Source organism: Cupriavidus sp. MEYA8, assembly GCF_059278825.1.
In genome coordinates this window covers 1,974,298-1,999,241 of sequence record NZ_CM181221.1, presented here as the reverse complement: position 1 = coordinate 1,999,241, position 24,944 = coordinate 1,974,298, and the positions used below count along the sequence as shown (strand labels likewise).

21 protein-coding genes and 1 tRNA gene are annotated in these 24,944 nt (G+C 67.3%); 2 read left to right on the top strand and 20 right to left on the bottom strand.

What is annotated here, in order from left to right; all coding sequences use genetic code 11:
- Position 1 precedes the first annotated feature (1 nt).
- The 10 genes from AC5WJ1_RS09200 to dapC form a co-directional block, all read right to left on the bottom strand.
- Positions 2-78 (bottom strand) — tRNA-Val (locus tag AC5WJ1_RS09200).
- 107 nt (positions 79-185) lie between these two features.
- Positions 186-1,775 (bottom strand): class I adenylate-forming enzyme family protein, encoded by a 1,590-nt coding sequence (locus AC5WJ1_RS09195; RefSeq protein ID WP_494476037.1) that lies wholly within the window; start codon positions 1,773-1,775, stop codon positions 186-188.
- Between the two features lie 64 nt (positions 1,776-1,839).
- Positions 1,840-2,847: a tripartite tricarboxylate transporter substrate binding protein gene (locus AC5WJ1_RS09190; protein WP_135705387.1), complete on the bottom strand. Its 1,008-nt coding sequence runs from the start codon at positions 2,845-2,847 to the stop codon at positions 1,840-1,842.
- A 209-nt stretch (positions 2,848-3,056) separates the two neighbouring features.
- A complete protein-coding gene (locus AC5WJ1_RS09185) occupies positions 3,057-4,325 on the bottom strand; it encodes an MFS transporter (RefSeq protein WP_135705386.1) in 1,269 nt (422 codons plus the stop codon).
- Between the two features lie 158 nt (positions 4,326-4,483).
- A complete protein-coding gene (gene prmB, locus AC5WJ1_RS09180) occupies positions 4,484-5,377 on the bottom strand; it encodes a 50S ribosomal protein L3 N(5)-glutamine methyltransferase (protein WP_135705385.1) in 894 nt (297 codons plus the stop codon).
- 24 nt (positions 5,378-5,401) lie between these two features.
- On the bottom strand, positions 5,402-6,553 hold the full coding sequence (gene dapE / locus AC5WJ1_RS09175) for a succinyl-diaminopimelate desuccinylase (protein ID WP_195427621.1): 1,152 nt from the start codon (positions 6,551-6,553) through the stop codon (positions 5,402-5,404).
- Positions 6,554-6,600: 47 nt separating this feature from the next.
- Positions 6,601-6,948, bottom strand: a complete 348-nt coding sequence (locus tag AC5WJ1_RS09170) for an arsenate reductase (RefSeq protein WP_133096328.1) — start codon at positions 6,946-6,948, stop codon at positions 6,601-6,603.
- A 25-nt stretch (positions 6,949-6,973) separates the two neighbouring features.
- Entirely contained in the window at positions 6,974-7,333 is a 360-nt protein-coding gene (locus AC5WJ1_RS09165; protein ID WP_240745875.1) for a hypothetical protein, read from the bottom strand.
- A gap of 155 nt (positions 7,334-7,488) precedes the next feature.
- The gene (dapD, locus tag AC5WJ1_RS09160) at positions 7,489-8,313 is read right to left on the bottom strand and encodes a 2,3,4,5-tetrahydropyridine-2,6-dicarboxylate N-succinyltransferase (protein WP_029045838.1); all 825 of its coding nucleotides are present in this window, start codon (positions 8,311-8,313) and stop codon (positions 7,489-7,491) included.
- 65 nt (positions 8,314-8,378) lie between these two features.
- Positions 8,379-9,581, bottom strand: a complete 1,203-nt coding sequence (gene dapC / locus AC5WJ1_RS09155) for a succinyldiaminopimelate transaminase (RefSeq protein ID WP_494476036.1) — start codon at positions 9,579-9,581, stop codon at positions 8,379-8,381.
- 205 nt (positions 9,582-9,786) lie between these two features.
- Between dapC and AC5WJ1_RS09150 the strand changes: the two genes are divergently transcribed.
- Positions 9,787-10,761 (top strand): DMT family transporter, encoded by a 975-nt coding sequence (locus AC5WJ1_RS09150; protein WP_494476035.1) that lies wholly within the window; start codon positions 9,787-9,789, stop codon positions 10,759-10,761.
- 24 nt (positions 10,762-10,785) lie between these two features.
- Here the strand turns inward: AC5WJ1_RS09150 and AC5WJ1_RS09145 are convergent, their stop codons facing one another.
- From AC5WJ1_RS09145 to AC5WJ1_RS09100, 10 genes are all read right to left on the bottom strand, one after another.
- Complete coding sequence (locus tag AC5WJ1_RS09145) at positions 10,786-11,373, bottom strand: SCO family protein (RefSeq protein ID WP_133096324.1); 588 nt, start codon at positions 11,371-11,373, stop codon at positions 10,786-10,788.
- Complete coding sequence (locus AC5WJ1_RS09140) at positions 11,370-13,538, bottom strand: heavy metal translocating P-type ATPase (RefSeq protein WP_135705380.1); 2,169 nt, start codon at positions 13,536-13,538, stop codon at positions 11,370-11,372. Before AC5WJ1_RS09140 ends, AC5WJ1_RS09145 begins: the two co-directional genes overlap by 4 nt.
- An 11-nt stretch (positions 13,539-13,549) precedes the next feature.
- On the bottom strand, positions 13,550-14,305 hold the full coding sequence (locus AC5WJ1_RS09135) for a sulfite exporter TauE/SafE family protein (protein ID WP_135705379.1): 756 nt from the start codon (positions 14,303-14,305) through the stop codon (positions 13,550-13,552).
- Positions 14,306-14,560: 255 nt separating this feature from the next.
- Positions 14,561-14,770, bottom strand: coding sequence for a hypothetical protein (locus tag AC5WJ1_RS09130; RefSeq protein ID WP_133096321.1), 210 nt, complete (start codon positions 14,768-14,770; stop codon positions 14,561-14,563).
- On the bottom strand, positions 14,763-14,939 hold the full coding sequence (gene ccoS, locus AC5WJ1_RS09125) for a cbb3-type cytochrome oxidase assembly protein CcoS (RefSeq protein ID WP_133096320.1): 177 nt from the start codon (positions 14,937-14,939) through the stop codon (positions 14,763-14,765). The genes AC5WJ1_RS09130 and ccoS overlap by 8 nt, the downstream gene beginning before the upstream one ends.
- 15 nt (positions 14,940-14,954) lie before the next feature.
- Positions 14,955-16,670 (bottom strand): cbb3-type cytochrome c oxidase subunit II, encoded by a 1,716-nt coding sequence (locus AC5WJ1_RS09120; protein WP_135705378.1) that lies wholly within the window; start codon positions 16,668-16,670, stop codon positions 14,955-14,957.
- Positions 16,667-18,097, bottom strand: a complete 1,431-nt coding sequence (locus AC5WJ1_RS09115) for a cbb3-type cytochrome c oxidase subunit I (RefSeq protein WP_135705377.1) — start codon at positions 18,095-18,097, stop codon at positions 16,667-16,669. Before AC5WJ1_RS09115 ends, AC5WJ1_RS09120 begins: the two co-directional genes overlap by 4 nt.
- A gap of 40 nt (positions 18,098-18,137) precedes the next feature.
- Complete coding sequence (locus AC5WJ1_RS09110) at positions 18,138-18,599, bottom strand: hypothetical protein (RefSeq protein WP_205751633.1); 462 nt, start codon at positions 18,597-18,599, stop codon at positions 18,138-18,140.
- Positions 18,600-18,644: 45 nt separating this feature from the next.
- A complete protein-coding gene (locus AC5WJ1_RS09105; protein ID WP_133096317.1) occupies positions 18,645-19,772 on the bottom strand; it encodes a metallophosphoesterase family protein in 1,128 nt (375 codons plus the stop codon).
- Positions 19,773-19,830: 58 nt separating this feature from the next.
- Positions 19,831-20,520 (bottom strand): carboxypeptidase regulatory-like domain-containing protein, encoded by a 690-nt coding sequence (locus AC5WJ1_RS09100; RefSeq protein WP_205751632.1) that lies wholly within the window; start codon positions 20,518-20,520, stop codon positions 19,831-19,833.
- A gap of 881 nt (positions 20,521-21,401) precedes the next feature.
- On the opposite strand from AC5WJ1_RS09100, the gene smc reads away from it, so the two are divergent.
- Positions 21,402-24,917, top strand: coding sequence for a chromosome segregation protein SMC (gene smc / locus AC5WJ1_RS09095; protein WP_135705376.1), 3,516 nt, complete (start codon positions 21,402-21,404; stop codon positions 24,915-24,917).
- The last annotated feature ends 27 nt before the right edge of the window (positions 24,918-24,944 follow it).

Genomic DNA, 24,944 nt, shown 5'->3' with positions numbered 1-24,944 from the left:
TTGGTAGGCTCGATTGGACTCGAACCAACGACCCCCACCATGTCAAGGTGGTGCTCTAACCAGCTGAGCTACGAGCCTAGCGAAGCCGCAGATTATAGGTATGCCTCCGCGATTGCGCAAGCACCTTCGCAAACTTTCTGCGATTGTGCTGCGCGCACCGCGTCAGCATGCTTTGCATCGAGAGCTCAGGCCTGCGTCAGCCGGTCGCGCAATTCGCGCTTGAGCACCTTGCCGATGGCACTGCGCGGCAGGCTGTCGACCACGTGCAGTTCGGCCAGTCGCTGGGTCTTGCCCAGCCGCTCGTTGGCCCAGGCCAGCACGTCCTGCGCCGTGGCGCCGCTGCCCGCGCGCAGCGCGACGAAGCCCACCGGCGTCTCGCCCCAGCGCTCCGACGGCACGCCGACCACCGACACCTCGGCGACCGCCGGGTGCTCGCGCACCACCGCCTCGATATCGCTGGGATAGATATTGAAGCCGCCCGAGATGATCATGTCCTTCTTGCGGTCGAGCAGCACCAGGAAGCCGTCTTCATCGAAGCGGCCGATATCGCCGGTGCGGATAAAGCGATTGCCCTGCGCATCGTGCCATTCGGTCTCGGCGGTCTTTTCCGGCTGGTTGTGGTAGCCGTTCATCATCGCCGGCGAACGGCCGACCACTTCGCCGGTGCTGCCCGGCGGCAGCTCGCGGCCTTCGTCGTCGATGATGCGGATGTCGGCGTTCGGCGCAGGGCGGCCCACCGTGTGCAGCTTGTCGGGGAACTGGTGCGCGTGCAGCAGGCAGCTGCCGCCGCCTTCGGTCATGCCGTACAGCTCGGTCAGCCCGCCGGGCCAGCGGCGCAGCACCTCGGCCTTCAGCGCCGGGCTGAACGGCGCGCTGGTGCAGAACTTCTGCCGGAAGGACGACAGGTCGTGGCGGTCGAAGTCCGGATGCGCCAGCAGGCGCTGGTACTGCACCGGCACCAGCATGGTGTGCGTGACGCGGTGCTGCTGCGCCAGCGCCAGGTACTTGCCCGCATCGAACTTGGCCATCAGGATCGCCGTGCCGCCCAGGCCGATGGTCGGGAAGAAGCTGGCCAGCGTGGTGTTGGAGTACAGCGGCGTCGACAGCAGCGTGACCGCGTCGGTGCCGTAGCCCGTGGCCGCGCCGCGCGACACGTGCGCCCAGCGCATGCCGTGCGACTGCACGATGCCCTTGGGCTTGCCGGTGGTGCCGGACGAATAGATGATGTTCAGCGGCATTTCCGCGCGGATCTCGGGCTCCTGCACCGGCGTGCCGGCGGGGGCGAGCCAGTCCGCATACGGCTGGCCGCCATCGCTGCCATCGAGCGTGACGAGGGGCGTGCCCGCCAGTTGCGCGCGTACCGGCTGCAACGCGGCAGCGACCGCGGCATCGGTGAAGAGGATGCGCGCGCCGGAGTCCGCGACCATGCCGGCCAGGCTCTCCGCCGTGGACGATGGCGCCAGCGGTGCCACCACCACGCCCGCGCGCACCGCGCCGAGATAGACCGCGGCGTATTCGATCGACGAGTTCGCGCAGATCGCGATGGCCTCGCCCGGGCGCACGTTGTCGCGCGCCAGCGCCGCGGCGATGCGGTCCATGGCGGCGTCCAGCCCGGCATACTCGAGCACGCGCCCGTCATGCATCAGCGCGCGCTGCGTGGGGCGTTCGGTGGCATGCTCGCGCACGAGCACGGACATGGTGGTGAAGGGGCGGGCAAGCGGCGCGGGCTGGGTGGGCTGCGTGGGCTGCGTGGGCTGGTTGGGCGTCTGGGTCATGTCGGCAAGTCCATGTCGCAAGAACGGAGCGGGCGCCGGCATCGCGGCGCCCGCCGGGAAGCGGTTACTGTATCTGCGCGCCGGAGTCCTTTACCACTTTGCTCCAGCGGTTGATCTCGGCATCGATATGCGTGCGCAGCGCCGCCGGCGTGGAGCCGACCGGTTCATAGCCATTGGTTGCCAGCGAGGCCTTCAGTTCGGGCTGGCGCAGCACGGTGGCGATCTCGGTGCTGAGGCGGTCGACCACCGGCTGCGGCGTGCCGGCCGGCGCCAGTACCGCATACCAGCCGGTGATGCTGATGCCCGGCACGCCGGCTTCGGCCAGCGTCGGCACGTCGGGCGCGACCGCGGCGCGCTGGCTGCCGGTCACCGCCAGCGCGCGCAGCTTGCCGCTCTTCACGTGCGGCAGCGTGGTGGAGATGCTGTCGAAGGTCAGCTGGACCTCGCCCGACAGCATCGCCGTCACCACCTGGGCGCTGCCCTTGTACGGGACATGGGTCATCTTGATGCCCGCGACGGAATCGAACAACTCGCCCGCCAGGTGCCCGGTGTTGCCGTTGCCGGCCGAAGCAAAGGTCAGCTTGCCGGGGTTGGCCCTGGCCTCCGCGATCAGCTCCTGCACGTTGTTCGCGCGCAGCGACGAGCTGCCGGCCAGGATCATCGGCAGGTTGGCCACCAGCGACACCGGCGCGAAGTCCTTGCGGGTGTCGTACGGCAGCTTGGGATAGAGGCTGGCATTGATGGCATGCGCGGCCAGGACCATGATCAGCGTGTACCCGTCCGGCTTGGCGCGCGCCAGCGCCTGCGTGGCGATGGTGCCGCCGGCGCCGGGCCGGTAGTCGAGCACCACCGGCTGGCCCAGCTTTTCCTGCAGCCTGGCGGCCACCGGGCGCGCCAGCAGGTCGGCGCTGCCGCCGGGCGGGTAGGGGATCAGCAGCTGGATCGGTCGCGCGGGCCAGGTCTCGGCGCCGGCGGTGAACGGCACGGCCAGCGAGCCGGCGGCCAGCATGCCGGCCAGGCCTTGCACGAGCCATGCACGGCGGCCCCGGACGGGGCGCAGGGATGATGCCATCGATGTGTCTCCTTGTTGTGCGGCCGCGGGCGCAGCCGCCGTCCCATGTTGCGGGCTGGGACGCCGGTGTCACAAACGGTAAAGCGGGATGCGCGGCAGCGGAATTCTTAAATTGATAAGTCTGGCTTTTTGTAGGCGAAGCCCGGGGCGATCGTCCTGGTGATCCGCGCGCCGCGCGACTGCATCAAGGACGCCGTACGACATGGCGCTCAGTTGGTCGGATGCGGCGGACTGAAGAAATACGGGATCAGCGACACCGCGACCAGCACCGCCGCGGACACAAAGATCGCCGCATAAGTCGATGCCACCGGCCATTGCCGCACATGCCCCGCATTGGCGATCAGCCCGAACGCCCACGATGTCAGCGCCGAGCCGAGGAACACGAAGGTATTGAGCAGCCCCAGCCCGCGCCCGCGCTGCGATGGCGGGATCAGGCCGCGGCCCTGCGCCATTACCAGCGGATGCAGCATGCCAATGGTCGACAGCAGCGCCATCATCGCCACGGCGTAGCCGATGCCGGTGTCCGGCCACAGCGCCAGCAGGATTGCCCCCGACATGGCAAAGCAGGACCAGCCGGCGATGGCGGTCTTGAGCGTGCTGCGGCGGACCAGCACCGGCAGCAGGAATGCCGTCAGGAAGCCGGCCAGGCTCAGCAGCGTCAGCGCCACGCCGCGCGGTGCCGAGCCCAGGCCGAATACCTCGGCCAGGTAGGGCCCGCTCCAGGCATTGCGGAAGGCGGTGCCGGCGGCCATGGCCACGCACAGCGGGATCAGCGTCCACAGCGGCGCCAGTTTCAGCAGCTGCGTGCTTTCCGACAGCATCGCCGGCCACGAGGCGCCGCGGGCCTCGGCATGGCCATGGTCGCGCACGAAGCGCCACACGCCATAGCAGGCCGCAACCATGCCCAGCGCCGATACCGCCATCGACGGCCGCCAGCCGATCAGCGAGATGGCCCAGCCCAGCGGCGCGGTCGCGCACAGCGAGCCGATCATGCCGGTGGCGTTGGAGCGGCTGACCACGCGGGTGTAATCGCGCTCCGAGAGCTGTTCCGAGGCGAAATGCAGCAGGCCCATGAACACGGGCGCGCACGCCAGCCCCAGCCCCACCTGCGCCAGCGTGGCTGCGGTGCCGTTGGGCGCCAGCACGAATACGATCGACGACAGCGCGCCCACGGCCAGCAGCAGCGCGGTCGGGCGGCCGACACCGTAGCGGTCGAACGCAATGCCCACGGGGATCTGCGCCACGGCGAAGGCCAGGAAGAACGATGAAGAGAGTGCGCCGTACCCCGCCGGCGACAGGCCGAAATCGTGCTGCAGCTCCGGCGCCATCACTGCCAGGCAGGAGCGGAAAAACTGGCTGAGCGCGAACGCGAAGGTCAGGATGGCAATGCCGCGCACGGCGTGCGTGGTTGCGGCCCGGGCGGGCAGGGCGTTGGCACCGGGTGGGGACCCGGGGAGGGGGGAGTTGCTGGCGGTCACGGCGTCAGTGGCGCAATATCTGCAGCGAGTGTAGAGCCTGCGCGCGTTGCCTGATCAACGGGTGGCCGGTGTTCGCCCAGATTGCGCGGGTGTCCCGTGCCGATTGTGTGCTCCCTCTCCCGCTTGCGGGAGAGGGAGCACAAATTTGGTGAGCTGATTTACCCCGGCAGCGCGTCGTATGTCAGCAAGAACACCTGCTCCTCGCCCGCGCTGACCGGCAGCCAGACGATTTCCAGGTCAGGGAAGGCGGCCTCCACATTGGCATGCTCGTTGCCGATTTCGACCACCAGCACGCCACCGGGATTCAGCCGCGCCTTGGCCCCGGCGATGATCCGCCGCACCACGTCCATGCCATCGTCACCGCCGGCCAGCGCGATGCGCGGCTCGGCCTGGTATTCCGCCGGCAGTGCCTGCATCGAGGCCTCGTTGACGTACGGCGGGTTGGTCAGGATCACGTCGTAGGTCGCGCCATGCGGCAGCGGCGCGTACAGGTCGCCTTCGTAGAGACGGATGCGGTCGTCCATCTTGTAGTCGGCGACGTTGCGGCGCGCCACGGCCAGCGCATCGGGCGAGATGTCGACGGTATCGATCTTCGCATTCGGCCACACGTGTGCGGCCAGGATCGGCAGGCAGCCCGAGCCGGTGCACAGCTCCAGCACCGGGCCGATCTGTCCGGTCTCGCCGACCCACGGCTCCAGCCCTTCCTGCAGCAGTTCGCCGATAAAGCTGCGCGGCACGATCACGCGCGAGTCCACGTAGAAGCGCAGGCCATGCATATAGGCTTCGTGCGTGATGTACGCGGCCGGCACGCGCTCGTTGACGCGGCGGTCGATCACCTTCAGCACGGCGTCGATTTCCTCGGGCAGCAGGCGCGCGTCGAGGAACGGGTCGAGCGTGTCGAGCGGCAGGTTCAGCGTGTGCAGCACCAGGTAGGCCGCCTCGTCATAGGCGTTGGCGCTGCCGTGGCCAAAGGACAGGCGCGCGGCGGTAAAGCGCGAGACCGCGAGGCGCAGCAGGTCGCGCACGGTGCGCAAGGGAGAGGGTGTTGCCATGTCAGTCTCTTTCGGCGAAAAAAATCAGGCGATCAGGCGTTCCAGCACGCCGCGATAAACATCCTTCAGCGGGTCGATGAAGCGCACCTCGACGTGCTCGTCGATCTTGTGGATGCTGGCATTGGGCGGGCCGAACTCGATCACCTGCGGGCAGATCTTGGCGATAAAGCGGCCGTCGGACGTGCCGCCGGTGGTCGACAGCTCGGTGTCGAAGCCGGTTTCTGCCTTGATTGCGGACGACAGCGCGTCGGACAGGTCGCCGCGCGGCGTCAGGAAGGGCTCTCCGCCCAGGGTCCAGTCCAGCGTGTATTCGAGGCTGTGGTGATCCAGGATCGCATGCACGCGCGCCTTCAGGCCTTCGGGCGTGCTCGCGGTCGAGAAGCGGAAATTGAAGTCGATGGTGACGTGGCCCGGGATCACGTTGGTGGCGCCGGTGCCGCCGTGGATATTCGACATCTGCCAGCTGGTCGGCGGGAAGTACTCGTTGCCTTCGTCCCAGACTTCGGCGGCGAGTGCGGCCAGCGCCGGGGCGGCGTCATGGATCGGGTTGCGGCCCAGGTGCGGGTAGGCGATATGGCACTGGATGCCCTTGACCGTCAGCTTGCCCGACAGCGAGCCGCGGCGGCCGTTCTTGACCATGTCGCCGAGCGCGTTGACCGAGGTCGGCTCGCCGATCACGCAGTAGTCCAGGCGCTCGCCGCGCGCGGTCAGCGCTTCGACGACCTTGATGGTGCCGTCATGCGCCGGGCCCTCTTCGTCGCTGGTGATCAGGAAACCGATCGAGCCGGCATGCGCGGGATGCGCCTTGACGAATTCCTCCACCGCCACCACGAAGCCGGCGATCGAGGTCTTCATGTCGGCCGCGCCGCGGCCGTACAGCTTGCCGTCGCGATGGGTCGGCTCGAACGGGTCGGAGTGCCACTGCTCCAGCGGGCCGGTCGGCACCACGTCGGTATGGCCGGCGAACACCAGCAGCTTGCCCGCCGTGCCCTGCGTGCCGCGCCGGACCGCCCACAGGTTGGTCACGCGGAAATCGTCCGGACCGCTGACGATGGCTTCGCAGTCGAAGCCAAGCGCCTTCAGGCGGGTTTCCAGGATGGCCTGGCAGCCTTCGTCGGCGGGCGTGACGGAGCGGCGGCGGATCAGGTCTTCGGTGAGGGCGAGGGTGGCGGTCATGTGACGGCGGCGAAAATCAGGGAAATCGGCAGGGGAATCGGGGGAAATCAGAACTGGCTGGCGTACTGGTCGGCGGAGAAACCCACCATCACCTTGCCAGCATGGGCCAGCACCGGTCGCTTGATCAGCGACGGGCTCTGCTGCATCAGCGCGATCGCGCCGGCTTCTTCCTCGGCGCGGGCCTTGTCCGCATCCGACAGCGCCCGATACGTGGTGCCCTTGCGGTTCAGCAGCGTGGCCAGCGGCACGTGCCTGAGCCAGCCGCGCAGCATGGCTTCATCCACGCCCTGCTTCTTGAAGTCGTGGAAGGTGTAGGCCACGCCGTTGGCGTCCAGCCAGGTGCGGGCTTTCTTGACGGTATCGCAGTTGGGAATGCCGTAGAGCAGGACGGTCATGGCTTGGTCTTTGTTGAATTCGGGCTCAGCGGAACAGCAGGTTCAGCGCAATCACCAGGCTGCCCAGGCCGAGCGCCACGCCACCCATGGCAACGGCGGTCATCAGGCGCAGGCGGCGGTCCAGCCGCGCGGCTTCCTTGCGCAGCGCTTCGATGGTGATGGCGTGCTGCTCGGCCAGCAGCTTGACCGCTTCGGCCTGCTGCACGGCGGCGGCTTCCAGTTCGGCAATGCGGGCGGCGGGATCGCGCGTCTCGGCCACGGCGCCTTCCGGCGCATCGTCCTTGCGCTTGCCTTTCTTGATCTTCTCGATGGTCTTGTTGGCCTGCTCGAGAATGGTGGGCAACAGGGAGAGCACGGTACTGACGGTGGCGGGATCCAGGGCCATGAGTCGCTTGCGGAGGGAAGGCATGTTGAGCCTGGCCAGGCGGGAGGTGACAGCGGGAACAGCGGTAACACGGGTATTGCGGTCCCGGGGACCGGCCCCGGGACGGGCTGGCGCAGCGAGGCCGCGCCAGCGCGGTCAGACGCGATCAGACGCGATCAGTCACGCAGCAGGTCGTTCAGGCTGGTCTTGGCGCGGGTCTGCGCGTCGACCTTCTTCACGATCACGGCGCAGTACAGGCTGTACTTGCCATCCTTGGACGGCAGGTTGCCCGCCACCACCACCGAACCGGCCGGCACGCGGCCATAGTGGATCTCGCCGGTTTCGCGGTCGTAGATCTTGGTCGATTGGCCCAGGTACACGCCCATCGAGATCACCGAGTTCTCTTCGACGATCACGCCTTCCACGACTTCCGAACGGGCGCCGATGAAGCAGTTGTCTTCGATGATGACCGGGTTGGCCTGCAGCGGCTCCAGCACGCCACCGATGCCAACGCCGCCCGACAGGTGCACGTTCTTGCCGATCTGCGCGCACGAACCGACGGTGGCCCACGTGTCGACCATGGTGCCCTCATCGACATAGGCGCCGATGTTGACGTACGACGGCATCAGCACCGCGTTCTTCGCGATGAACGAACCGCGGCGGGCCACTGCGGGCGGCACCACGCGGAAGCCAGCCTTGGCGAAGTCGTCGCCGCTCCAGTTGGCGAACTTGGTCGGCACCTTGTCGTAGAACTGGGCGAAGCCGCCGGCGCTCATCGGCGCGTTGTCTTCCAGGCGGAACGACAGCAGCACGGCCTTCTTGACCCACTGGTTGACGATCCAGTCCTTGCCTTGCTTCTCGGCCACGCGCAGCGTGCCGGCATCCAGCTGGCCGATGACGTTGGCAACGGCTTCGCGGATATCGTTGGGGGCGGACTTGGGCGACAGGCTGGTGCGGTCTTCCCAGGCCTGGTCGATCAGGGCTTGCAGTGCTTGCGTCATGTTCGTTTTCTCAGGGTTGAATATTGATGCGTGGGTCTGGCCAATGCGGTGGGCGAGGCAGCGCCTCAGCCCAGCGACTTGCAGAATTCGACGATGCGGCGCGCGCCTTCGAGGCATTCCTCCGGCGTAGCCACCAGCGCCATGCGCACGCGGTTGGCACCCGGGTTGATGCCGTCGGCTTCGCGCGCCAGGTAGCTGCCGGGCAGCACGGTCACGTTCTGCCCGGCCAGCAGGCGCGCGGCGAACTCGGTATCGCTCAGGCCGGTGCGCGAGACATCGGCCCACAGGTAGAAGCCGGCGTCGGGCAGCGCCACATCCAGCACCTCGGCCAGCATCGGCGTCACTTCGCTGAACTTGCGCACGTAGGCCGCGCGGTTCTCGCGCACGTGACCCTCATCGTTCCAGGCGGCGATGCTGGCGCTCTGCACCGCCGGGTTCATCGCGCCGCCGTGGTAGGTACGGTATAGCAGGAATTCCTTCAGCAGCGCGGCGTCGCCGGCGACAAAGCCGGAGCGCAGCCCCGGCACGTTGGAGCGCTTGGACAGGCTGGAGAACATCACCAATCGCTCGAAGCTCCGGCCAAGCCTGTGCGCGGCTTCCAGTGCACCCAGCGGCGCGCGGCCTTCGTCGAAATAGATCTCCGAGTAGCACTCGTCCGACGCGATCACGAAGCCGTAGCGGTCCGACAGCGCGAACAGCTGCTGCCAGTCATCCAGCGACAGCACGGCGCCGGTCGGGTTGCCCGGGGTGCAGACGAACAGCAGCTGGACCTTCTTCCAGACGTCGTCGCTAATACGGCCGAACGCCGGGGCGAAGTTGCGCGCCGGGTCGCTGTTGGCGAACACGGGCGTGGCGCCGGCCAGCAGCGCGCCGCCTTCATAGATCTGGTAGAACGGGTTCGGGCACATCACCAGCGCGCCCGGCCGGGTGCCATCGACCACGGTCTGGGCGAAGGCGAACAGTGCCTCGCGCGAGCCGGTCACCGGCAGCACCTCGGTGGCGGCATTGACCTTGGGCAGCCCGTAGCGGCGTTCCAGCCAGCCGGCGATGCACTGTCGGAGTGCATCGGAACCAGCGGTGGTGGGATAATTCGCCAGCCCCGAAAGCGACTCGGCCAGCGCTTGCTTGATGAATTCGGGCGTCGGGTGCTTGGGTTCGCCGATGCCGAAGCTGATCGCCGGCTTGTCCGCCGCAGGCGTCACCTGCGAAAAGAGTACCCGCAGTTTCTCGAACGGGTAGGGCTGGAGCAGGTCGAGGCGCGGATTCACGGTAGCAGTCGGGGCCGGTTAAAACGACGCATTATAGAGGAACGGCGCGGGTTACCGTGCACCGGAGCCGCCCGCGCGGCCGGCCGGGGCGCGGATGGCGGGAATCACTTCGCAGTGATGCCGCCGGCGCCGTCCGGACTTGTCTGCTCGCCCGTCTCCGCATTACGGCAGCAGGCGCCGGCTCGCATCAAACAGAATTCCCTTCATGAGCACGAAAACCATTACACCCATTACGGCGCAGGCTGCGCCGGCCGACCGCCATGCGGTCAAGGCGTCTCTTTCCATCCTGCTGGGGGCCTCGGTCTGGGGCATCGCCTGGTTTCCGTACCGCGTGCTGGCCGGCTGGGGGCTGGGTGGCATGCACGCCGCCGCGCTGGTCAGCGCGGTCGCCGCGGTGCTGTCGCTGCTGGCATTCCGCCGCCAGCTGGCCGGGCTGCGCCCGCACTGGCTCTTTGTCGCGGTCGGGCTGGCAGCCGGCGTGACCAACGCCGGCTTTGTCTGGGGCAGCGTCAACGGCCATGTCATGCGCGTGCTGCTCCTGTTCTACCTGACGCCAGTCTGGACCGCGCTGTTCGCCCGGCTGTTCCTGGGCGAGCGGCTCTCGCCGGCGGGGCTGGGCCTGGTGGCGCTGGCCCTGTTTGGCGCCGGGCTGATGCTGTGGACGCCCGAAGTCGGCGTGCCGCTGCCGGGCAACGCCGCGGAATGGTCGGGGCTGATCGGCGGCATTGGCTTTGCCGTCAACAACGTGCTGTCGCGCCGGGCCGGCCAGCGCTTTCCCGACATGGATGCGCGCGTGCGTACCGTGGTGGTGTACCTCGGCTGCACCGTGATCGGCGTGCCGGCGGCACTGTTGCTTGACGGTACCTCGGTGGCGATCATGCCGGGCGCGCAGGTCAGCGTCGCCATGCTGGTGCTGGGCCTGGCCGCGGTGCTGGTGGTCAGCAACTCGGTGGTGCAATACGGCCTGCAGCGGCTGCCGGCCAACCGGGTGTCGCTGCTGATGCTGTTCGAGGTCGTGATCGCGGCGGTATCGGCGTGGTGGCTGGCGACCGAGGTGCTGAGCTGGAAGGAAGCGGCCGGCGGGCTGTGCATCATCGCTGCCGGCGCCCTGTCGGGGCTGGTGCACCGCAGCCGGCCGGCGCGTGCTTCGGCAGTGGCTGACGCCGGGCTGGCAGCTTAAGCCGTCGCCTTTGCGGCGTATGAATCACTTGCGCACGCGTGCTTTCAGATAGGCGGCAGTCAGCAGCGGCACGTCGAACGGCGGCAGGAACTGTCCGCGTACCGTGGCATCCGGCCCGACCAGGATCAGCGACCCGGGATAGGCTGCGTTGGCGGCAGGCGGCACGCCCGGCCTGGCGCCGAGATCGTCGATCATTCGCGCCAGCGTCTGCGGGCTGCCGGTGGCGCCCATGAAGCGGGCGTCGTACGGGGCAAGGTAGCGCCGCAGGGCGTCCGGGGTATCGCGCTGCGGGTCCAGCGAGATGAACAGCACCTGCGTGGTGGCAAGCTTCTGCGTCGTGCTGATGCGCTGGTACAACCCGGTCAGCGCCGTCAGCGCAGCGCCGCACGGTGCTCCGCAATGGGTGTCGCCCAGCAGCACGAGGGTCCAGCGGCCTTGCAGCTGCGCCTGGGTAAATGCGCGGCCATTCTGGTCGGTGAGGCTGAAATCGCCCACCGGCCAGCCGCGCGACGACAGGTCGGTGTGCTGGGTCTCGTTGTGCGTGGCCGGCGCAAGGCCCGGCAGTGCGACGGCGAAAAGGCACGCGGCCAGCCTGGCCAGCCATCGGTTCATGGTGAAACTCCCTGTCCGGATCGCAATGCAGCGGGATGGCCCGGTGCCGTGGCGCCTGCGCGCTCGGCAGTGCCTGCATTCGCTTCGGCAGTTGCGCTGGCACGCCACGAGCGCATCGCCACGAGCACGCTGGAACCGGCCATCAGCACCGCCGCGAGCACCGGTTGCAGCAGCCCGCCGGCGGCCAGCGCCAGCGCGATCGCGTTGTAGCCGAAGGCCCAGGCCAGGTTGGCCCGGACCGTGCGGCGTACCTGGCGCGCCTGCTGCAACAGCCACGGCAGGCTGGCCAGGCCCGAGCGCGGCAGCACGACGTCCGCGCTTTCGCGCGCCAGGTCGGAGGCGTTGCCCACGGCGATGCCGACGGAGGCAGCCGCCAGCACCGGGCTGTCGTTAAGGCCATCGCCGACCATGGCGACCAGCCCTGTGCCGGCAGCCCAGTCGCGCAGGGCAAGCACCTTGTCCTGCGGCAGCAGCCTGGCCCGCCACGCATCGATATGCAAATCGCCGGCCAGTGCCGCCACCGCGTGCGGATTGTCGCCGCTCAGCAGCAGCGTGCCCAGGCCCTGGCGCTGCATCTCGCCGATCACGTCGCCAACATGCGGCATCGGCAGCGTGCGCAGCGCGATCAGTCCGTGCGCCTGGCCCTCCCAGCCAACCAGTACCAGCGTGCATCCCAGTGGCGCCGTAGCCAGCAGGGCAGGTGGCACGTGCCAACCGAGCGTGCCGAGGAACGCGGGCGATCCCAGCGCGCAGTCCATGCCATCGAATCGACCGCACAGGCCCTCGCCGGCATTGGCCTCGACTTCGTTGGAGGCCACGGGCGGCGATGCCGCGGCGCGGGCCATGGCGGCAATCGCGCGGGCCGCCGGATGGTCCGAAGCCTGCGCCAGCGCAGCCGCCACGCGCAGGACTTCCGCATGGCTGGCGCCTGCTGTCTGCATGCCGACAGGGTGCAGCGTGTCGGCCGTCAGCGTGCCGGTCTTGTCGAAGGCAATGCCCTTGAGCCGTGCCAGCCGTTCCAGCACGTCGCCGCCGCGCACGAGAATGCCGCGTTGTGCAGCCAGTCCGATCGCCAACGCATGCGTGAGGGGGGCTGCGAGTCCCAGCGAGCACGGGCACGCGACCACCAGCACGGCCAGTCCGGCCAGCATCGCGGCGTCCGCCACCTGCGCCGGAGCGCCTGCCCGGCTGCCCCAGAACCACGCGCTGGCCGCGGCCAGCGCCAGCACGCCCGGGATGAACACGGCAATGGTGCGGTCGACGGTGTCGCCCGCCAGCGATTTGCGCACCAGCGCTTCACGCACCTGCCGGCCGATCTGCTGCCACCGGGTCTGCGAGCCGGCCACCGTGGCACGGACCAGCAGCGGGCGGCTGCCGTTGATGCTGCCGGCGTGCACCAGCGCCCCCGGTGGCTTGAACTGCGGCTCGCTCTGCCCGGTCAGGACGGCTTCGTCGCACTCCGAGCGGCCATCGACGACGATGCCGTCGACGGGCACGCGTTCGCCCGGCAGTATCCGCACCAGTTCGCCCGGCCGGATGTCGACGACGGCGCGCCAGCCTTCGGTGCCGCCCTCGACCACGCGCGCCTCGGCGCGTTCAGCCGCCAGCATCGGCGCGAGGCGGCGCGCGGTGCGTACGCGCACCTGCGCCTCAAGCAGGCGGCCCAGCGTAAACAGCAGCAGCACCATGGCGGCGGTGTCGAAATAGACCAGGCTCGAACCGCGCGATACCTGCCAACCTGAGTAGCAGTAGGCGGCGAGCACGCCGATGCAGACCAGGGTGTCGGTCGACAGCCGTCCCTGCCGCATGGCCTGCCACGCGCCTTCGGCAAATGGCCGCCCGAGCAGCAGCACCAGCGGCGTCGCCAGCGCCCACAGCAGCCAGTGAACCGGGCCACGCAGCCACGCTTCATCGCCGGTAAACGCATCGGCGTAGAGCAGCCAGCTGAACAACATGACGTTCATGGCGAGAAACCCGCCGACGCCGAACCGGATCAGCGCGGCGGCGGCCTGCGGTTCCTCGTGCTCGCCATGGTGAACCTGATAGGCCAGGCAGCAGCCATAGCAGCAGAACCAGTGCGCTTCACCGTCCAGCTCGCGCAGCTGGCCCAGCCGTCCGACCGGCAACTGGCAGTGACTGCAGGCGTGCGAGGTTTCGATGGGCATAGGCGGCCTGTCTAATGCAGGTGGGCGCTCATCGGCACCACGCCGCGCGCGAGCGTGATCAGGCCGAGCAGGACGATGAACGCGCCGGCGGCGCGCACACCCTGCATGCGCCAGCCCGGGCGCGCCGCAGGCGCAGGCAGGAAGCTGGCGATGACGGGCTGCACCGGGATGCCCGCAGGCCGATGCCGCGCGCGCCACCAGAGCCCGAGGCCACCCATCGCCAGCATGGTGGGCAAGGTGCCGAGCCCGAACGCGAGCATGATCTGCAGGCCGCCCAGTGCGGTTCCGCTGGCCGCCGCCTGCGCGGCAAAGGCGTAAACCAGCGGGCAGGGGAGAAAGCCGTTCAGCACGCCAAATGCCAGCGGCGCGCCAGGTCCGGGCCGGCGCAGCAAGGTGCGCAGCGATTGCGCCAGCCACTGCGCGCCCCCACCGCCCAGCGCATGGCCGCCTCGGCCAATGAGCCCGGCCAGGTTCAGCCCGATCAGCAGCATCAGCAGCCCGGACAGGATGGCCAGCCCGCGCTGCACCATGCTGGCCATGCTGCTTTCACCGGAGTGCCCGACGAGCAGCATGCCGAGATAGCCGGCCAGCGTGCCAAGGAACGCATAGCTGCCGATGCGGCCCAGGTTGTAGCCCAGGTGCCGCAGCAAGGTGGCAACGCGTCCGCCGGGCGCGGGGCCCAGGCCGCAGGCAAAGCCGCCGCACATGCCGGCGCAGTGCATGCTGCCGGCGACGCCTGCCAGGAAGACCAGCCACAGGTCGCTCATGGCCTCTCCCGCTACTTGCGTAACGCCAGGTAGGCCACCCAGGCAAAGAAGCCAACCGTCATGATGACGAAGATCCAGAAGGCGATCGCTTCGGCAAGGGTCATGACCGGCTCCGCTTATAGGAACTGCAGGCCGAGCACGTTCAGCGCGAGTTCGCCGAACAGGAAGGCCAGGTTCAGCAGGGCCAGCGCGAGCAGCAGTCTCGGTATCATGGTCGGCTCCGATGGTATGGCGGACGGTCGGCGGGCGGTTGGCTTAGCGCGTCAGGTCCAGCCCTGGCCCGAGCCCGCCCCAGTAGGCATAGCCGTAGTACAACGCCCAGACGAACAACACCAGGTAGACCACCAGCAGCCACACATTGATGCGGCCATGCCGCGCCTGGATATGGCCGCCGCCGTAGTCTTGGGTCTGCCGGTGATGCGGCTCTTCCGGCACGGCGGGCGGGCTGTCGCGTTCATCATTCATGGCCGGATGCCTCCGCTTCGTCGTCCTTGACTTCGGCCCGGTAGGCCTTGTACTTGATGGCTTCGACGTCTTCGAACAGCCCCGACAGCACGGCCCAGATAAACACGCAGACCGCGCCGAGGCTCATGAAGAAGGCCACCACGAATTGCAGCAAGGTGAGTTCGGCCATGCTCGTTCCCTCTGGCTAGCGCTCGTCGGCAAATGCGAAACCATGCCGCCTGGCCCACGCCTCGCCGGCATAGGTGCTTGGCTGGCCGGGCTGTCCCGGTTGGCCCGCCGCCGGCGCGCGATAGGCGTGGCGCGATTCGTCGGCGCGCAGGCCGGGGTCGTTCAGCGCGGCTTTCTGCCCGGGCGGGATCGGCAGCGGCTGGCCGGTCAGGGGATCGGTGTAGGCCGACAGCGACAGGACAAAGTAGGCCAACGCCCAGCGATCGTCTTCGGACACCGTGTCGCTGAACGACGGCATCGGCGTGCCGGACAGCCCCGTGCTCATGGTGCGGAAGATGTCCTTCACCGATGCCCCGGACTTGAACTGCCCGGTGGTCAGGTTGGCCGGCGGGATCGGGAAGCCGAAATCGTCCTCGAGTCCGGCCGCCTTTTCGCCATCGCCCTTGCCGGTGCGCCCGTGGCATTCCCAGCATTTGGCGCGGTCCCAGGCCTGCTTGCCGCGCTGGATCATTTCGGCCGAGGGCTTGGGCGGCACGCCGATAAAGATCGGCGCGAGCGGCGGCTCTTCGAGGAAGTAGAAGTAGGGCTTGTCGGGATTGCTGCGGTCGGCCGCCAGTACGTACTTGATGTACTGGATCACCGCCAGCCGGTCTTTTTCCGGAAGTTCGTGCCAGCTCGGCATCGCGGTGCCGCGCACGCCGCGCGTGATGGTGCGCAGCAGGTCGCCGTCATCCGGCATGGAGCCCGACGGCGTGAGGCGGAACTTGAACACGCCCAGCGTGAAATTGCGCGGGCGGTCCTTCTGCATGAACGCGGCGGCCGGTCCGTTGCCATCGCCCTTGACGCCATGGCAGCCCAGGCAGCGACGCTCATACACGTTCTTGCCGTGCGCGATCCACTCCTCCGAACGCGGGATGCTCGTCTGCGAGGCCTCCATCTGCTGCGGCTCGAAGCGGTCGCGCCACTTGCCGCGGTTGGTGCCCAGCTTTTGCAGGTAGGCCACCAGCGCGCGCAGGTCTTCCGTGTCGGCGATCAGGATCACGGTCTCGCCTGTGAATTCCTTGTTGGGGGTCAGGATCACGGGGTACTTCCCCCGCTCCGGGACATAGAGCAGGCCGGCCTGGTTGGGCGTCAGCGTGATGGTCTCGCTGCTGCCGAAATCGAACAGCTGCCGGGTCGCGGGCGTGTTCTCGACGGTGCGGCGCCCCTGCTGGTCGGTCACCAGCCGTGCGGTGTGCGGCTCGGAGAACAGCGCGGTGAAGCGCGGCATGATCGAGTCGGGCGACAACATGCGCGGATCCCAGAAGTGCGCCAGGTGCCAGGCATCGCTGAACTTCAGGCCGACGCGCGAGAGATCCGGGCCGATGCGCCGCGTCGAGAACAGGTGCGGCAGGTCAAACGCGTATTCGCCGGCCTGGGAGACCGGGCCCCAGCGCCGGGTCTCGCCGGTGACCGGGCGCACGAACTGCGAGTGGCAGTACCAGCAGCCTTCGCGCGTATAGACCTCGCGGCCCCGCAACTGCAGCGGCGTGTAGTCGGTGGCGCGTGCTTCCGTCCATTTCAGTTCGCCCAGGTCGGTGCGCACCACCTGGGTGACCTTGTCGGTGCGCGACTGCGGCTCCAGCATCGGCAGCACGCCCTGCACGAAGGCGGCCAGCGAGAGGCAGCCGAACCCCGCGATCAGTGCATAGAAGCGCAGGCCATAGCGGCCATCGGGGCGGCGCGGGGTCATGTTGACGCTCCGCGTGCGGCGCCCGTGGCGCTCGGTGCCGTGGCGGGCTCGGCCGCCATCACGGTGCGCATCAGGTTGTAGACCAGCAGCGACATGCCGATGTCCATCGAGATGCCGGCAGTCGTGCGCACCAGCCAGTAGGGCCGGATGGCTACCAGCGAGTCCAGCCATTCCACGCCCGCCATCAGCATGTAGCCCTGCTGCAGGCCGGCCATGGTCAGGTCCAGTCCCATCAGGCTGATGCCGAAGGTGATCAGCCAGAACGACCAGTTGCCGAGCCGCGCCGACCATAGCGGCCGCGCCACCAGCCTGGGTATCACGTAGACCGTGCCGCCGATGGCCCACACCACGAAGGTGCCGAATACCGTCAGGTGCGAGTGCGAGATGACGAAATCGCTGAAATGCGTTGGCTGCTGGATCGCGCGCAGGGCCTCGGTCGAGCCCTGGAAGCAGCCCGCGAGGTACATCAGCGAACCCATGATCAGGAATTTGGCGGTCAGGTTCTGGGTAAAGGTGTGCCAGCGGCCCATCATGGTGCCGAAGAAATTCTGCAATACCGTCCAGACCGGCACGATCAGCAGCATCGAGGTGATGATCGCCAGCGTCTCGGCCCAGTCGGCGATGGGGCTGTACAGGTAATGGTGGATGCCGACGAAGGGATAGAACAGCGCCAGCGACCAGAACCCCACCAGCGACAGCTTGTGGCTGTAGACCGGGTTCTGCACGCTCGCCGGCAGGAAATAGTAGATCAGCACGTAGCCGGCAGGCGTGATCCACAGCCCCACGATGTAGTGGATGAACAGGCCGTGGAAGGCGGCGCTGTTGATGCCGGTGATGGTGTACGGCAGGATAAAGCTGCCGAGTACCAGGTTCATCACGGTCCAGACAAAGGCGCCGATCAGGTACCACACTGCCACATAGAGTTGCGGCTCGCGCCGGTGCGCGATCGTCATCAGGAACTGCACGGTGGTGACCGTCACCACGAAGAAGATGATGGCGTCGATCGCAAGCGGGAATTCGCCGGCCTCCAGGCCCTGGTTGTAGCCGAGCATCAGCGACGCCATGCCGGCAACCAGGCCCAGGTTCCACACCCATACCAGCCAGTGTCCCCACCGGCCTTTCCATACCGGCACGCCGCACAGGCGCGGCAGCAGGTAGTAGCACAAGCCGATGAACAGCGTGGAGAAGGCGCCGAAGATCACGCCATTGACATGCATCGGCCGCAAGCGGCCGAAAGTCAGGTATTGCGAGGTCCCCAGGTAGTCTGGGAAGTTGAACAGGCTGGAGATGGTCACGCCGATGCTGGGCGTGAACATCAGCCAGAACAATCCCCAGTAGAGCCACTTGAGAATAAGCCCGCGGTCGATCAGCGAATCCAGGTCAGGAAATGCTTCGGATGGGTCCGATGTCGCGCGGGCGGCAGTCATATGCTTTTATCTCCCTTCGTTATCGCAGCCGGCCACGCGCTCAGTGCCTGCCTGGATCGAGCTTGCTGTTGCGGTTCGAGTAGTAGATGTACGCCTCGAGCGCTTTCATGGCGGGCCCGTTGGGGTCGATCTTCTCGCCTTCGTTGGGTTTCTCGATGCACCAGTTGATCATGTCCCGCAGCGTGGCGAACTCGTTCATCTGTTCCTGGAACTTGGGAAACTCATGCGGATGGGTGTCCGACGCATACGGGTGGCACATGGCGCAGGCAACACCGGTGTTCGACAGCTTGACGTTCAGCCGCTGCTGCGCACCGGAATCGCCGTGGAACAGCTGGTCGCCGACCTTCACCTGTTCCATGAACACCTCTTCAAACGCTTTCAGCTGATCTGCCGTGTGGGGTTCCTTGTGCGCCATCGGCTGGTCGCTGTCGTAGCCGAGCAGCAGCAACACGGCTACCCCAGCCGCCAGGGCCCGGGCATGCCATTTGTCGTTCTTCATCATTCGCTCCTCACGCATTTCTGCGCCGGATCAGGGGTGCCGGCCGGGCTAGATCCGGTCGGCCACGCGCGGGCTGAGCACCTGGTTGCGGTTGTCCTCAGTGCCGGAATCCGCCGGCTGGTCGGCGAAGACCGTCTTGCGCCACATCTTGTATTCGTTCTCCACCCGTCCCTGCGGGGTCATGGTCAGCGTGCTCCAGCCCACGCCGTCGAAGTGATCGCCCGGATCGGCGCGAATCATCGGCTTGGTCAGCAGCGGCACGCCTTCCGGCGCGTAGGGCCATGGCCACGACGTGGCCAGCATGCCGATCGAGCGCACCTTGCCGATCTCGTTGTAGAGCACCTGGTGCGTATGACCGTGGATATTGGTGACGTTGGCGTAGGGCTTGAGGATTTCATGCGCCTCGCGCCAGTCGCGGATCCAGAAATTCCAAGGCGGGTAGTACTCGTACAGCGGCGTATGCGTGAACAGGATGACCGGGCTGCTCTTGGGCCAGTTCGACAGCGTGCTGTTGAGCCAGCGCATTTGCTTTTCGCCGATCGCCGACCAGGCACCACCCAGAGTGCCGTCGAGCGTGGCCATATGTCCCATGCGCTCTTTCGGCGTCATCTTGCGTGCCGTCCAGAAGTCAGGTGCGGCAGCGACCGTATTCAGGCCGATCACGCGCACGCCTTTGTGGTCGAAGGTCCAGGGCGTGTTGCCGAAGGTCTTGTTCCAGGTCGACCCCATGTCGAGGTACCAGTCGTGCTCGCCCGGGATGAAGACCTTGCGGACCTTCACTTCCTTCAGCAGTTCGGCGCCGAGTTGCAGCTCGACAGGATCGCCCAGCTGCGCCAGGTCGCCGCCGAAGATCATGAAGTCAGCCGGCGGATTCATCGCCTGCACTTCCTTGAAGGCGCGCACCGTCTTTTCCACGAAGCGGGAGTTGAGCTCCCTCGGATAAAGGTGCGTGTCGGAGACCCAGGCAAAGCGGAAGCTCTGCCCGGTTTGCCCGTAGGCCACCTCAAGAGTGTTCAGGAGCGGGAAGAACCCGCATGCGGCGGCGCCCGCAACGCCTTTGAGCAGCGCCTGGTGCAGGAATGTGCGGCGCGTCCATACTGCTGCGCCTTCCGGGCGATCGCCCGGACCGGCCAGGGTCCGGTGCAACTCGCGTCGTTCGAGTTGGAATGAGTTCATCTGGCGGTCCTCCGCCCCCCGGGGGATGATGAAGTTGGCAGCGGCGAAACTGAACGCGCTATTTCTTTTTCAGTTCGATCGAGAGTTTCGCGGTCTGGCCGCCGGCTACCGTGACTGGCGTCTCGGTATCGCCGGTGTAGTACTGCGTGGCAACCAGGGTGTAATTGCCTGGTGGAACGTCGTCGATGCGGAAGCTGCCGTCTTCGCCGGTCAGCGCGTAGTACGGGCTATCGGCGACATAGATGTGGGCCAGCATCCAGCCGTGCGCGTCGCACTCGACCCGGACCAGCCCGGGCCGCGGAAGTTCGCGCGTGATCTTGACCCCTTTCTCGGGTAGCGCAAGGTTGAATGCCGTGCGCTGTCCGTAGAAGCCGTGGGTATTGTGCAGTATCGGATCAGAGCTGGTGACTTCAAGCTTGCCGGCTCGGATCACCTGCACGGCAGGCTTGAAAATGCAGTGTTCCTGGTCGAGCACCGGGATCTTGTCGGGGGTACCCCAGGCCTTCCCTTTGGGCACTTCCTTCAGGTACACGACGGCATCCTGGACGCCTTTGCCGGCGCCCACGCGGATCTGTGGTTCATCGCGCGGGCCGCCGCAGACTTCGCGGTCCTTGGTGGGGATGATCTTGCGGATCGGGACGGTGCCCTGGAAAGTGACCTTGCCTTCGATCTTGCCGCCCCCGCTGACCGGGGCGACTTCATAGGCAAAGGTGGGGACGCTGAACAGGCTGAGTACTGCCAGTTGCATGCAGCAAGCTTTGCGAAGAAAGAAACACATGCTGTTTCCCCGCCTTTCAGCGCCATGCGGTGCGCTCACTCTTGTTGTTCCCCCCGGACATGCAAGGCGCAGCAGGATGCTATGGGTTGTCGCTGAAGCATAGTACGCAGGCTGCCCAATGCAAAGCGCAACGGACATTTGGTGCGGCAGCACGTGATGGGACGGACGCAGCCAGCCAGCGTGCGCTTGACAGTGCGTACTACCGTGGCCCGCTGTAGCTGCTGCAAGTCGCGTACAGCCACCTCAAGGCCTACGAGGCCCATCGGAGCCACTTTCGATAAACGAGGCAGACACCAGCAGGGTAGAACAGGCGGCGGTCACCGCGGACGCGCTCTAGCTCGATTGCCGGTTATTGATGTCGCTGATGGACCACGCCCGGGCGGCCGCCGACAGTTCACGCATGCTTGGTCCTCCTGGAAATTGCCGCAAGGGCAGGGCTTCGGGGGGGGGCTTTCATGGTGCGCGGCTCCCGGAGCGAATCCGGGATCACGCCGACAGTGCAGAGACTAGCATTTACCCTAATTAGTTTCCCGGCCACGTCACAGGCGTGCCGGCCGGGCACGCCGCCGATGAATGCCAAAGTGCTTGCGGAATCCCCTGTAAGGGACGGAAAAGCAAGGGAAATCGGGGTAGGAATATGGCGCCGGGGCAACCGCCAAACGGGCCGGCGAAGGCATCTGCGATGGTATGATTAGCCCCAATTCTCGGGCCCGGGGGGTATTTTGAGGCGCAGGCGGCACGCCGCGCCGGCTCCCGCGCAGCCCGGCTTCTGAACATTGCTATAGCCCCGATACCAGGCTGCGCGCGGTACCCAAGACGGACCGCTGGCGGCCGATACCACACGAGAAACCGTGCGACTATCCTCGATCAAGCTGGCGGGCTTCAAGTCATTCGTCGATCCCACCAATTTCCAGGTGCCGGGCCAACTGGTCGGCATCGTCGGTCCCAACGGCTGCGGCAAATCCAACATCATCGACGCGGTGCGCTGGGTGCTGGGCGAGTCACGCGCTTCGGAGCTGCGCGGCGAGTCCATGCAGGACGTGATCTTCAACGGTTCCACCGCGCGCAAGCAGGCCGGCCGGGCCAGCGTCGAACTGGTGTTCGACAACGCCGAAGGCCGCGCCGCCGGCCAGTGGAGCCAGTACGCCGAAGTGGCGGTCAAGCGCGTGCTGACCCGCGACGGCACCTCGTCCTACTACATCAACAACCAGCCGGTGCGCCGGCGCGACATCCAGGACATTTTCCTGGGCACGGGCCTGGGCCCGCGCGCCTACGCCATCATCGGGCAGGGCATGATCTCGCGCATCATCGAGGCCAAGCCCGATGACATGCGCATCTTCCTGGAAGAAGCCGCGGGGGTGTCCAAGTACAAGGAGCGCCGGCGCGAGACCGAGAACCGCCTGTCCGACACGCGCGAAAACCTGACCCGCGTCGAGGACATCCTGCGCGAACTCGGCACCAACCTGGAAAAGCTGGAAGGCCAGGCCGAAGTCGCCCAGCGCTTCAAGACGCTGCAGTCCGATGGCGAAGAAAAGCAGCACCTGCTGTGGCTGCTGCGCAAGCGCGAGGCGCAGGTCGAGCAGGAACGCCACCAGCGCGCCATCGAGCAGGCCCAGATCGACCTGGAAGCGCAGACCGCGCAGCTGCGCCATGTCGAGGCCGAGCTGGAAACCATGCGCGCCGCGCACTATGCCGCATCCGACGGCATGCATGCGGCGCAGGGCGCGCTGTACGAAGCCAATGCCGAGGTCAGCAAGCTCGAGGCCGAGATCCGCTACGTGGTGGAGTCGCGCAACCGCGTGCAGGCCCAGATTGCCGCGCTGACGGCGCAACGCGAGCAGTGGCAGGGCAAGGCCGAGCAGGCCACCGACGAACTGGCGCAGGCCGAAGAGAACCTGGCCGTGGCCGAGGGCCGCACGGTCGAGGCGCAGGAGGCGGTGGCGCACAAAAACGACGAGCTGCCGACGCTGGAAGGCCTGTGGCGCGATGCCCAGCAGCTGCTCAACGAGCAGCGCGCCGGCATCATGCAGGCCGAGCAGGCGCTCAAGCTCGAAGCCGCGCAGCAGCGCAGCGCCGACCAGATGCTGCAGCAGCTGGAGCAGCGCCGCGAGCGCCTGTCGGCCGAGGAAAAGGGCCTGGACCGTCCGGATGAAACCCGGCTGGAACAGGGCCGCGCCGAGCTGGCCGAGCAGGAGGCGCTGGTCGAGGAAGCCCAGGCCGTGCTGGCCGATGCCGAAGAAAGCGTGCCGCGCCTCGATGAAGAGCGCCGCGCCGCGCAGGCGCGCGTGCATAGTGAAGCCGCCGCGATCGCGTCGCTGGAAGCGCGCCTGCATGCGCTGCGCCAGCTGCAGGAGAACGTGCAGACCGACGGCAAGGTGCAGCCCTGGCTGGCGAAGCACGAGCTGGCCGAGCTGCCGCGCCTGTGGAAGAAGGTCCATATCGAGGCGGGCTGGGAAAACGCGCTGGAATCCGTGCTGCGCGAGAAGCTGAACGCGCTGGAAATTTCCAACCTGGACTGGGTCAAGGCCTTCCTGACCGACGCGCCGCCGGCCAAGCTCGCGTTCTACTCGCCCCCGGCCGCGGCCCGTCCGCTCGAAACGCCGGCGGGGCTGCGTCCGCTGATGTCGCTGGTGCAGATCACCGAGCCGGGCATCCGCGCAGTGATGCAGGACTGGCTGGCCGATATCTTCGTCGCCACCGACATGGCGCAGGCGCTGGCCACGCGCGGCACGCTGCCCGAAGGCGCGTCGTTCGTGGTGGCCCAAGGCCACCTGGTGGGCCGCAACGCGATCCAGATCTACGCCGCCGATTCCGAACAGGCCGGCATGCTGGCGCGCGAGCAGGAAATCGAAAACCTGCAGAAGCAGGCGCGTGCGCAGGCGCTGCTGTCTGACGAAGCCAAGACCCAGGCAGTACGTGCCGAGGCTGCGTACACGCAGGCCAGCCAGGCGCTGGGCGAGGCCCGCACGCGCGCCGAGCAGGCCACGCGCCGCGTGCATGCGCTGCAGATGGACGTGCTCAAGCTGTCGCAGGCGATGGAGCGCTATTCCGCGCGCAGCGGCCAGATCCGCGAGGAGCTGGAAGAAATCCACGCGCAGATCGAAGAGCAGCGCGCGATCCGTGCAGAATCCGAAGCCAGCTTCGAGCAGCACGACGCCGCGCTGGCCGAGATGCAGGCCTCGCACGAAGACCAGCAGATGGCCTTCGAGGCGCTGGACAGCAAGCTGTCGGCCGCGCGCCACCAGCTGCGTGACTTCGAGCGCGCGGCGCAGGAAGCGCTCTTTGCCGAGCGCAACCTGTCCAGCCGCATCGACGAACTGCGCCGCAATATCCAGGTCGCGGCGGACCAGGCCGAGCGCATCGCCGAATCGCTGGAGAACGCCCGCGCCGAGCTTGAAACCATCAACGAGCAGACCGCGCATACCGGCCTGCAGGATGCGCTGGAACTGCGCGCCGAGAAGGAAGCCAGGCTCACCGTCGCGCGCACCGAACTCGATGCGCTGTCGGCGCAGCTGCGCCAGTTCGACGAGCAGCGCCTGGCCGCCGAGCGCAGCCTGCAGCCGCTGCGCGACCGCATCACCGAGCTGCAGCTCAAGGAGCAGGCCGCGCGCCTGAACCAGGAGCAGTTCAGCGAGCAGCTGACCACGGCGCAGGTCGACGAAGCCGGGCTGGCGCACAAGCTCACCGGCGACCTGAAGCCGTCGTACCTGCAGGGCGAAGTCACGCGCATCAACAACGCCATCAACGCGCTGGGCCCGGTCAACATGGCCGCGCTCGAGGAACTGGCGGCGGCGCGCGAGCGCAAGACCTTCCTCGATGCGCAGTCGGCCGACCTGAACGACGCCATCAACACGCTGGAAGACGCGATCGCCAAGATCGACCAGGAAACCCGTGCGTTGCTGCAGGGCACCTTCGACCAGGTCAACCACCATTTCGGCGAGCTGTTCCCGTCGCTGTTCGGTGGCGGCCAGGCGCGCCTGATCATGACCGGCGAGGAAATCCTCGACGCCGGCGTGCAGGTGATGGCGCAGCCCCCGGGCAAGAAGAACTCGACCATCCACCTGCTGTCGGGCGGCGAGAAGGCGCTGACCGCGATTGCGCTGGTGTTTGCGATGTTCCAGCTCAACCCGGCGCCGTTCTGCCTGCTGGACGAGGTGGACGCGCCGCTGGACGATGCCAACACCGAGCGCTACGCCAACATGGTGGCGCGCATGTCGGACAAGACTCAATTCGTTTTCATCTCACATAACAAGATCGCCATGGAAATGGCTCATCAACTCATTGGCGTGACCATGCAGGAGCAAGGCGTTTCGCGGATCGTGGCCGTGGATATGGACGCGGCGGTTTCGATGGCGGAGGCAGCATGAGCCGTAAGCAGGAGCCCCGAGACCACA

Excerpts from the sequence above, each read along its gene's own strand:
- AC5WJ1_RS09105 (WP_133096317.1), bottom strand. The coding sequence starts at position 19,772 with ATGAACTCATTCCAACTCGAACGACGCGAGTTGCACCGGACCCTGGCC.
- AC5WJ1_RS09145 (WP_133096324.1), bottom strand. The coding sequence starts at position 11,373 with ATGAACCGATGGCTGGCCAGGCTGGCCGCGTGCCTTTTCGCCGTCGCA.
- ccoS (WP_133096320.1), bottom strand. The coding sequence starts at position 14,939 with ATGGCCGAACTCACCTTGCTGCAATTCGTGGTGGCCTTCTTCATGAGC.
- AC5WJ1_RS09190 (WP_135705387.1), bottom strand. The coding sequence starts at position 2,847 with ATGGCATCATCCCTGCGCCCCGTCCGGGGCCGCCGTGCATGGCTCGTG.
- AC5WJ1_RS09130 (WP_133096321.1), bottom strand. The coding sequence starts at position 14,770 with ATGAATGATGAACGCGACAGCCCGCCCGCCGTGCCGGAAGAGCCGCAT.
- AC5WJ1_RS09110 (WP_205751633.1), bottom strand. The coding sequence starts at position 18,599 with ATGATGAAGAACGACAAATGGCATGCCCGGGCCCTGGCGGCTGGGGTA.
- AC5WJ1_RS09135 (WP_135705379.1), bottom strand. The coding sequence starts at position 14,305 with ATGAGCGACCTGTGGCTGGTCTTCCTGGCAGGCGTCGCCGGCAGCATG.
- AC5WJ1_RS09100 (WP_205751632.1), bottom strand. The coding sequence starts at position 20,520 with ATGCAACTGGCAGTACTCAGCCTGTTCAGCGTCCCCACCTTTGCCTAT.
- AC5WJ1_RS09150 (WP_494476035.1), top strand. The coding sequence starts at position 9,787 with ATGAGCACGAAAACCATTACACCCATTACGGCGCAGGCTGCGCCGGCC.
- AC5WJ1_RS09195 (WP_494476037.1), bottom strand. The coding sequence starts at position 1,775 with ATGACCCAGACGCCCAACCAGCCCACGCAGCCCACGCAGCCCACCCAG.
- dapE (WP_195427621.1), bottom strand. The coding sequence starts at position 6,553 with ATGACCGCCACCCTCGCCCTCACCGAAGACCTGATCCGCCGCCGCTCC.
- AC5WJ1_RS09170 (WP_133096328.1), bottom strand. The coding sequence starts at position 6,948 with ATGACCGTCCTGCTCTACGGCATTCCCAACTGCGATACCGTCAAGAAA.
- AC5WJ1_RS09115 (WP_135705377.1), bottom strand. The coding sequence starts at position 18,097 with ATGACTGCCGCCCGCGCGACATCGGACCCATCCGAAGCATTTCCTGAC.
- AC5WJ1_RS09165 (WP_240745875.1), bottom strand. The coding sequence starts at position 7,333 with ATGGCCCTGGATCCCGCCACCGTCAGTACCGTGCTCTCCCTGTTGCCC.
- dapD (WP_029045838.1), bottom strand. The coding sequence starts at position 8,313 with ATGACGCAAGCACTGCAAGCCCTGATCGACCAGGCCTGGGAAGACCGC.
- prmB (WP_135705385.1), bottom strand. The coding sequence starts at position 5,377 with ATGGCAACACCCTCTCCCTTGCGCACCGTGCGCGACCTGCTGCGCCTC.
- AC5WJ1_RS09140 (WP_135705380.1), bottom strand. The coding sequence starts at position 13,538 with ATGCCCATCGAAACCTCGCACGCCTGCAGTCACTGCCAGTTGCCGGTC.
- AC5WJ1_RS09120 (WP_135705378.1), bottom strand. The coding sequence starts at position 16,670 with ATGACCCCGCGCCGCCCCGATGGCCGCTATGGCCTGCGCTTCTATGCA.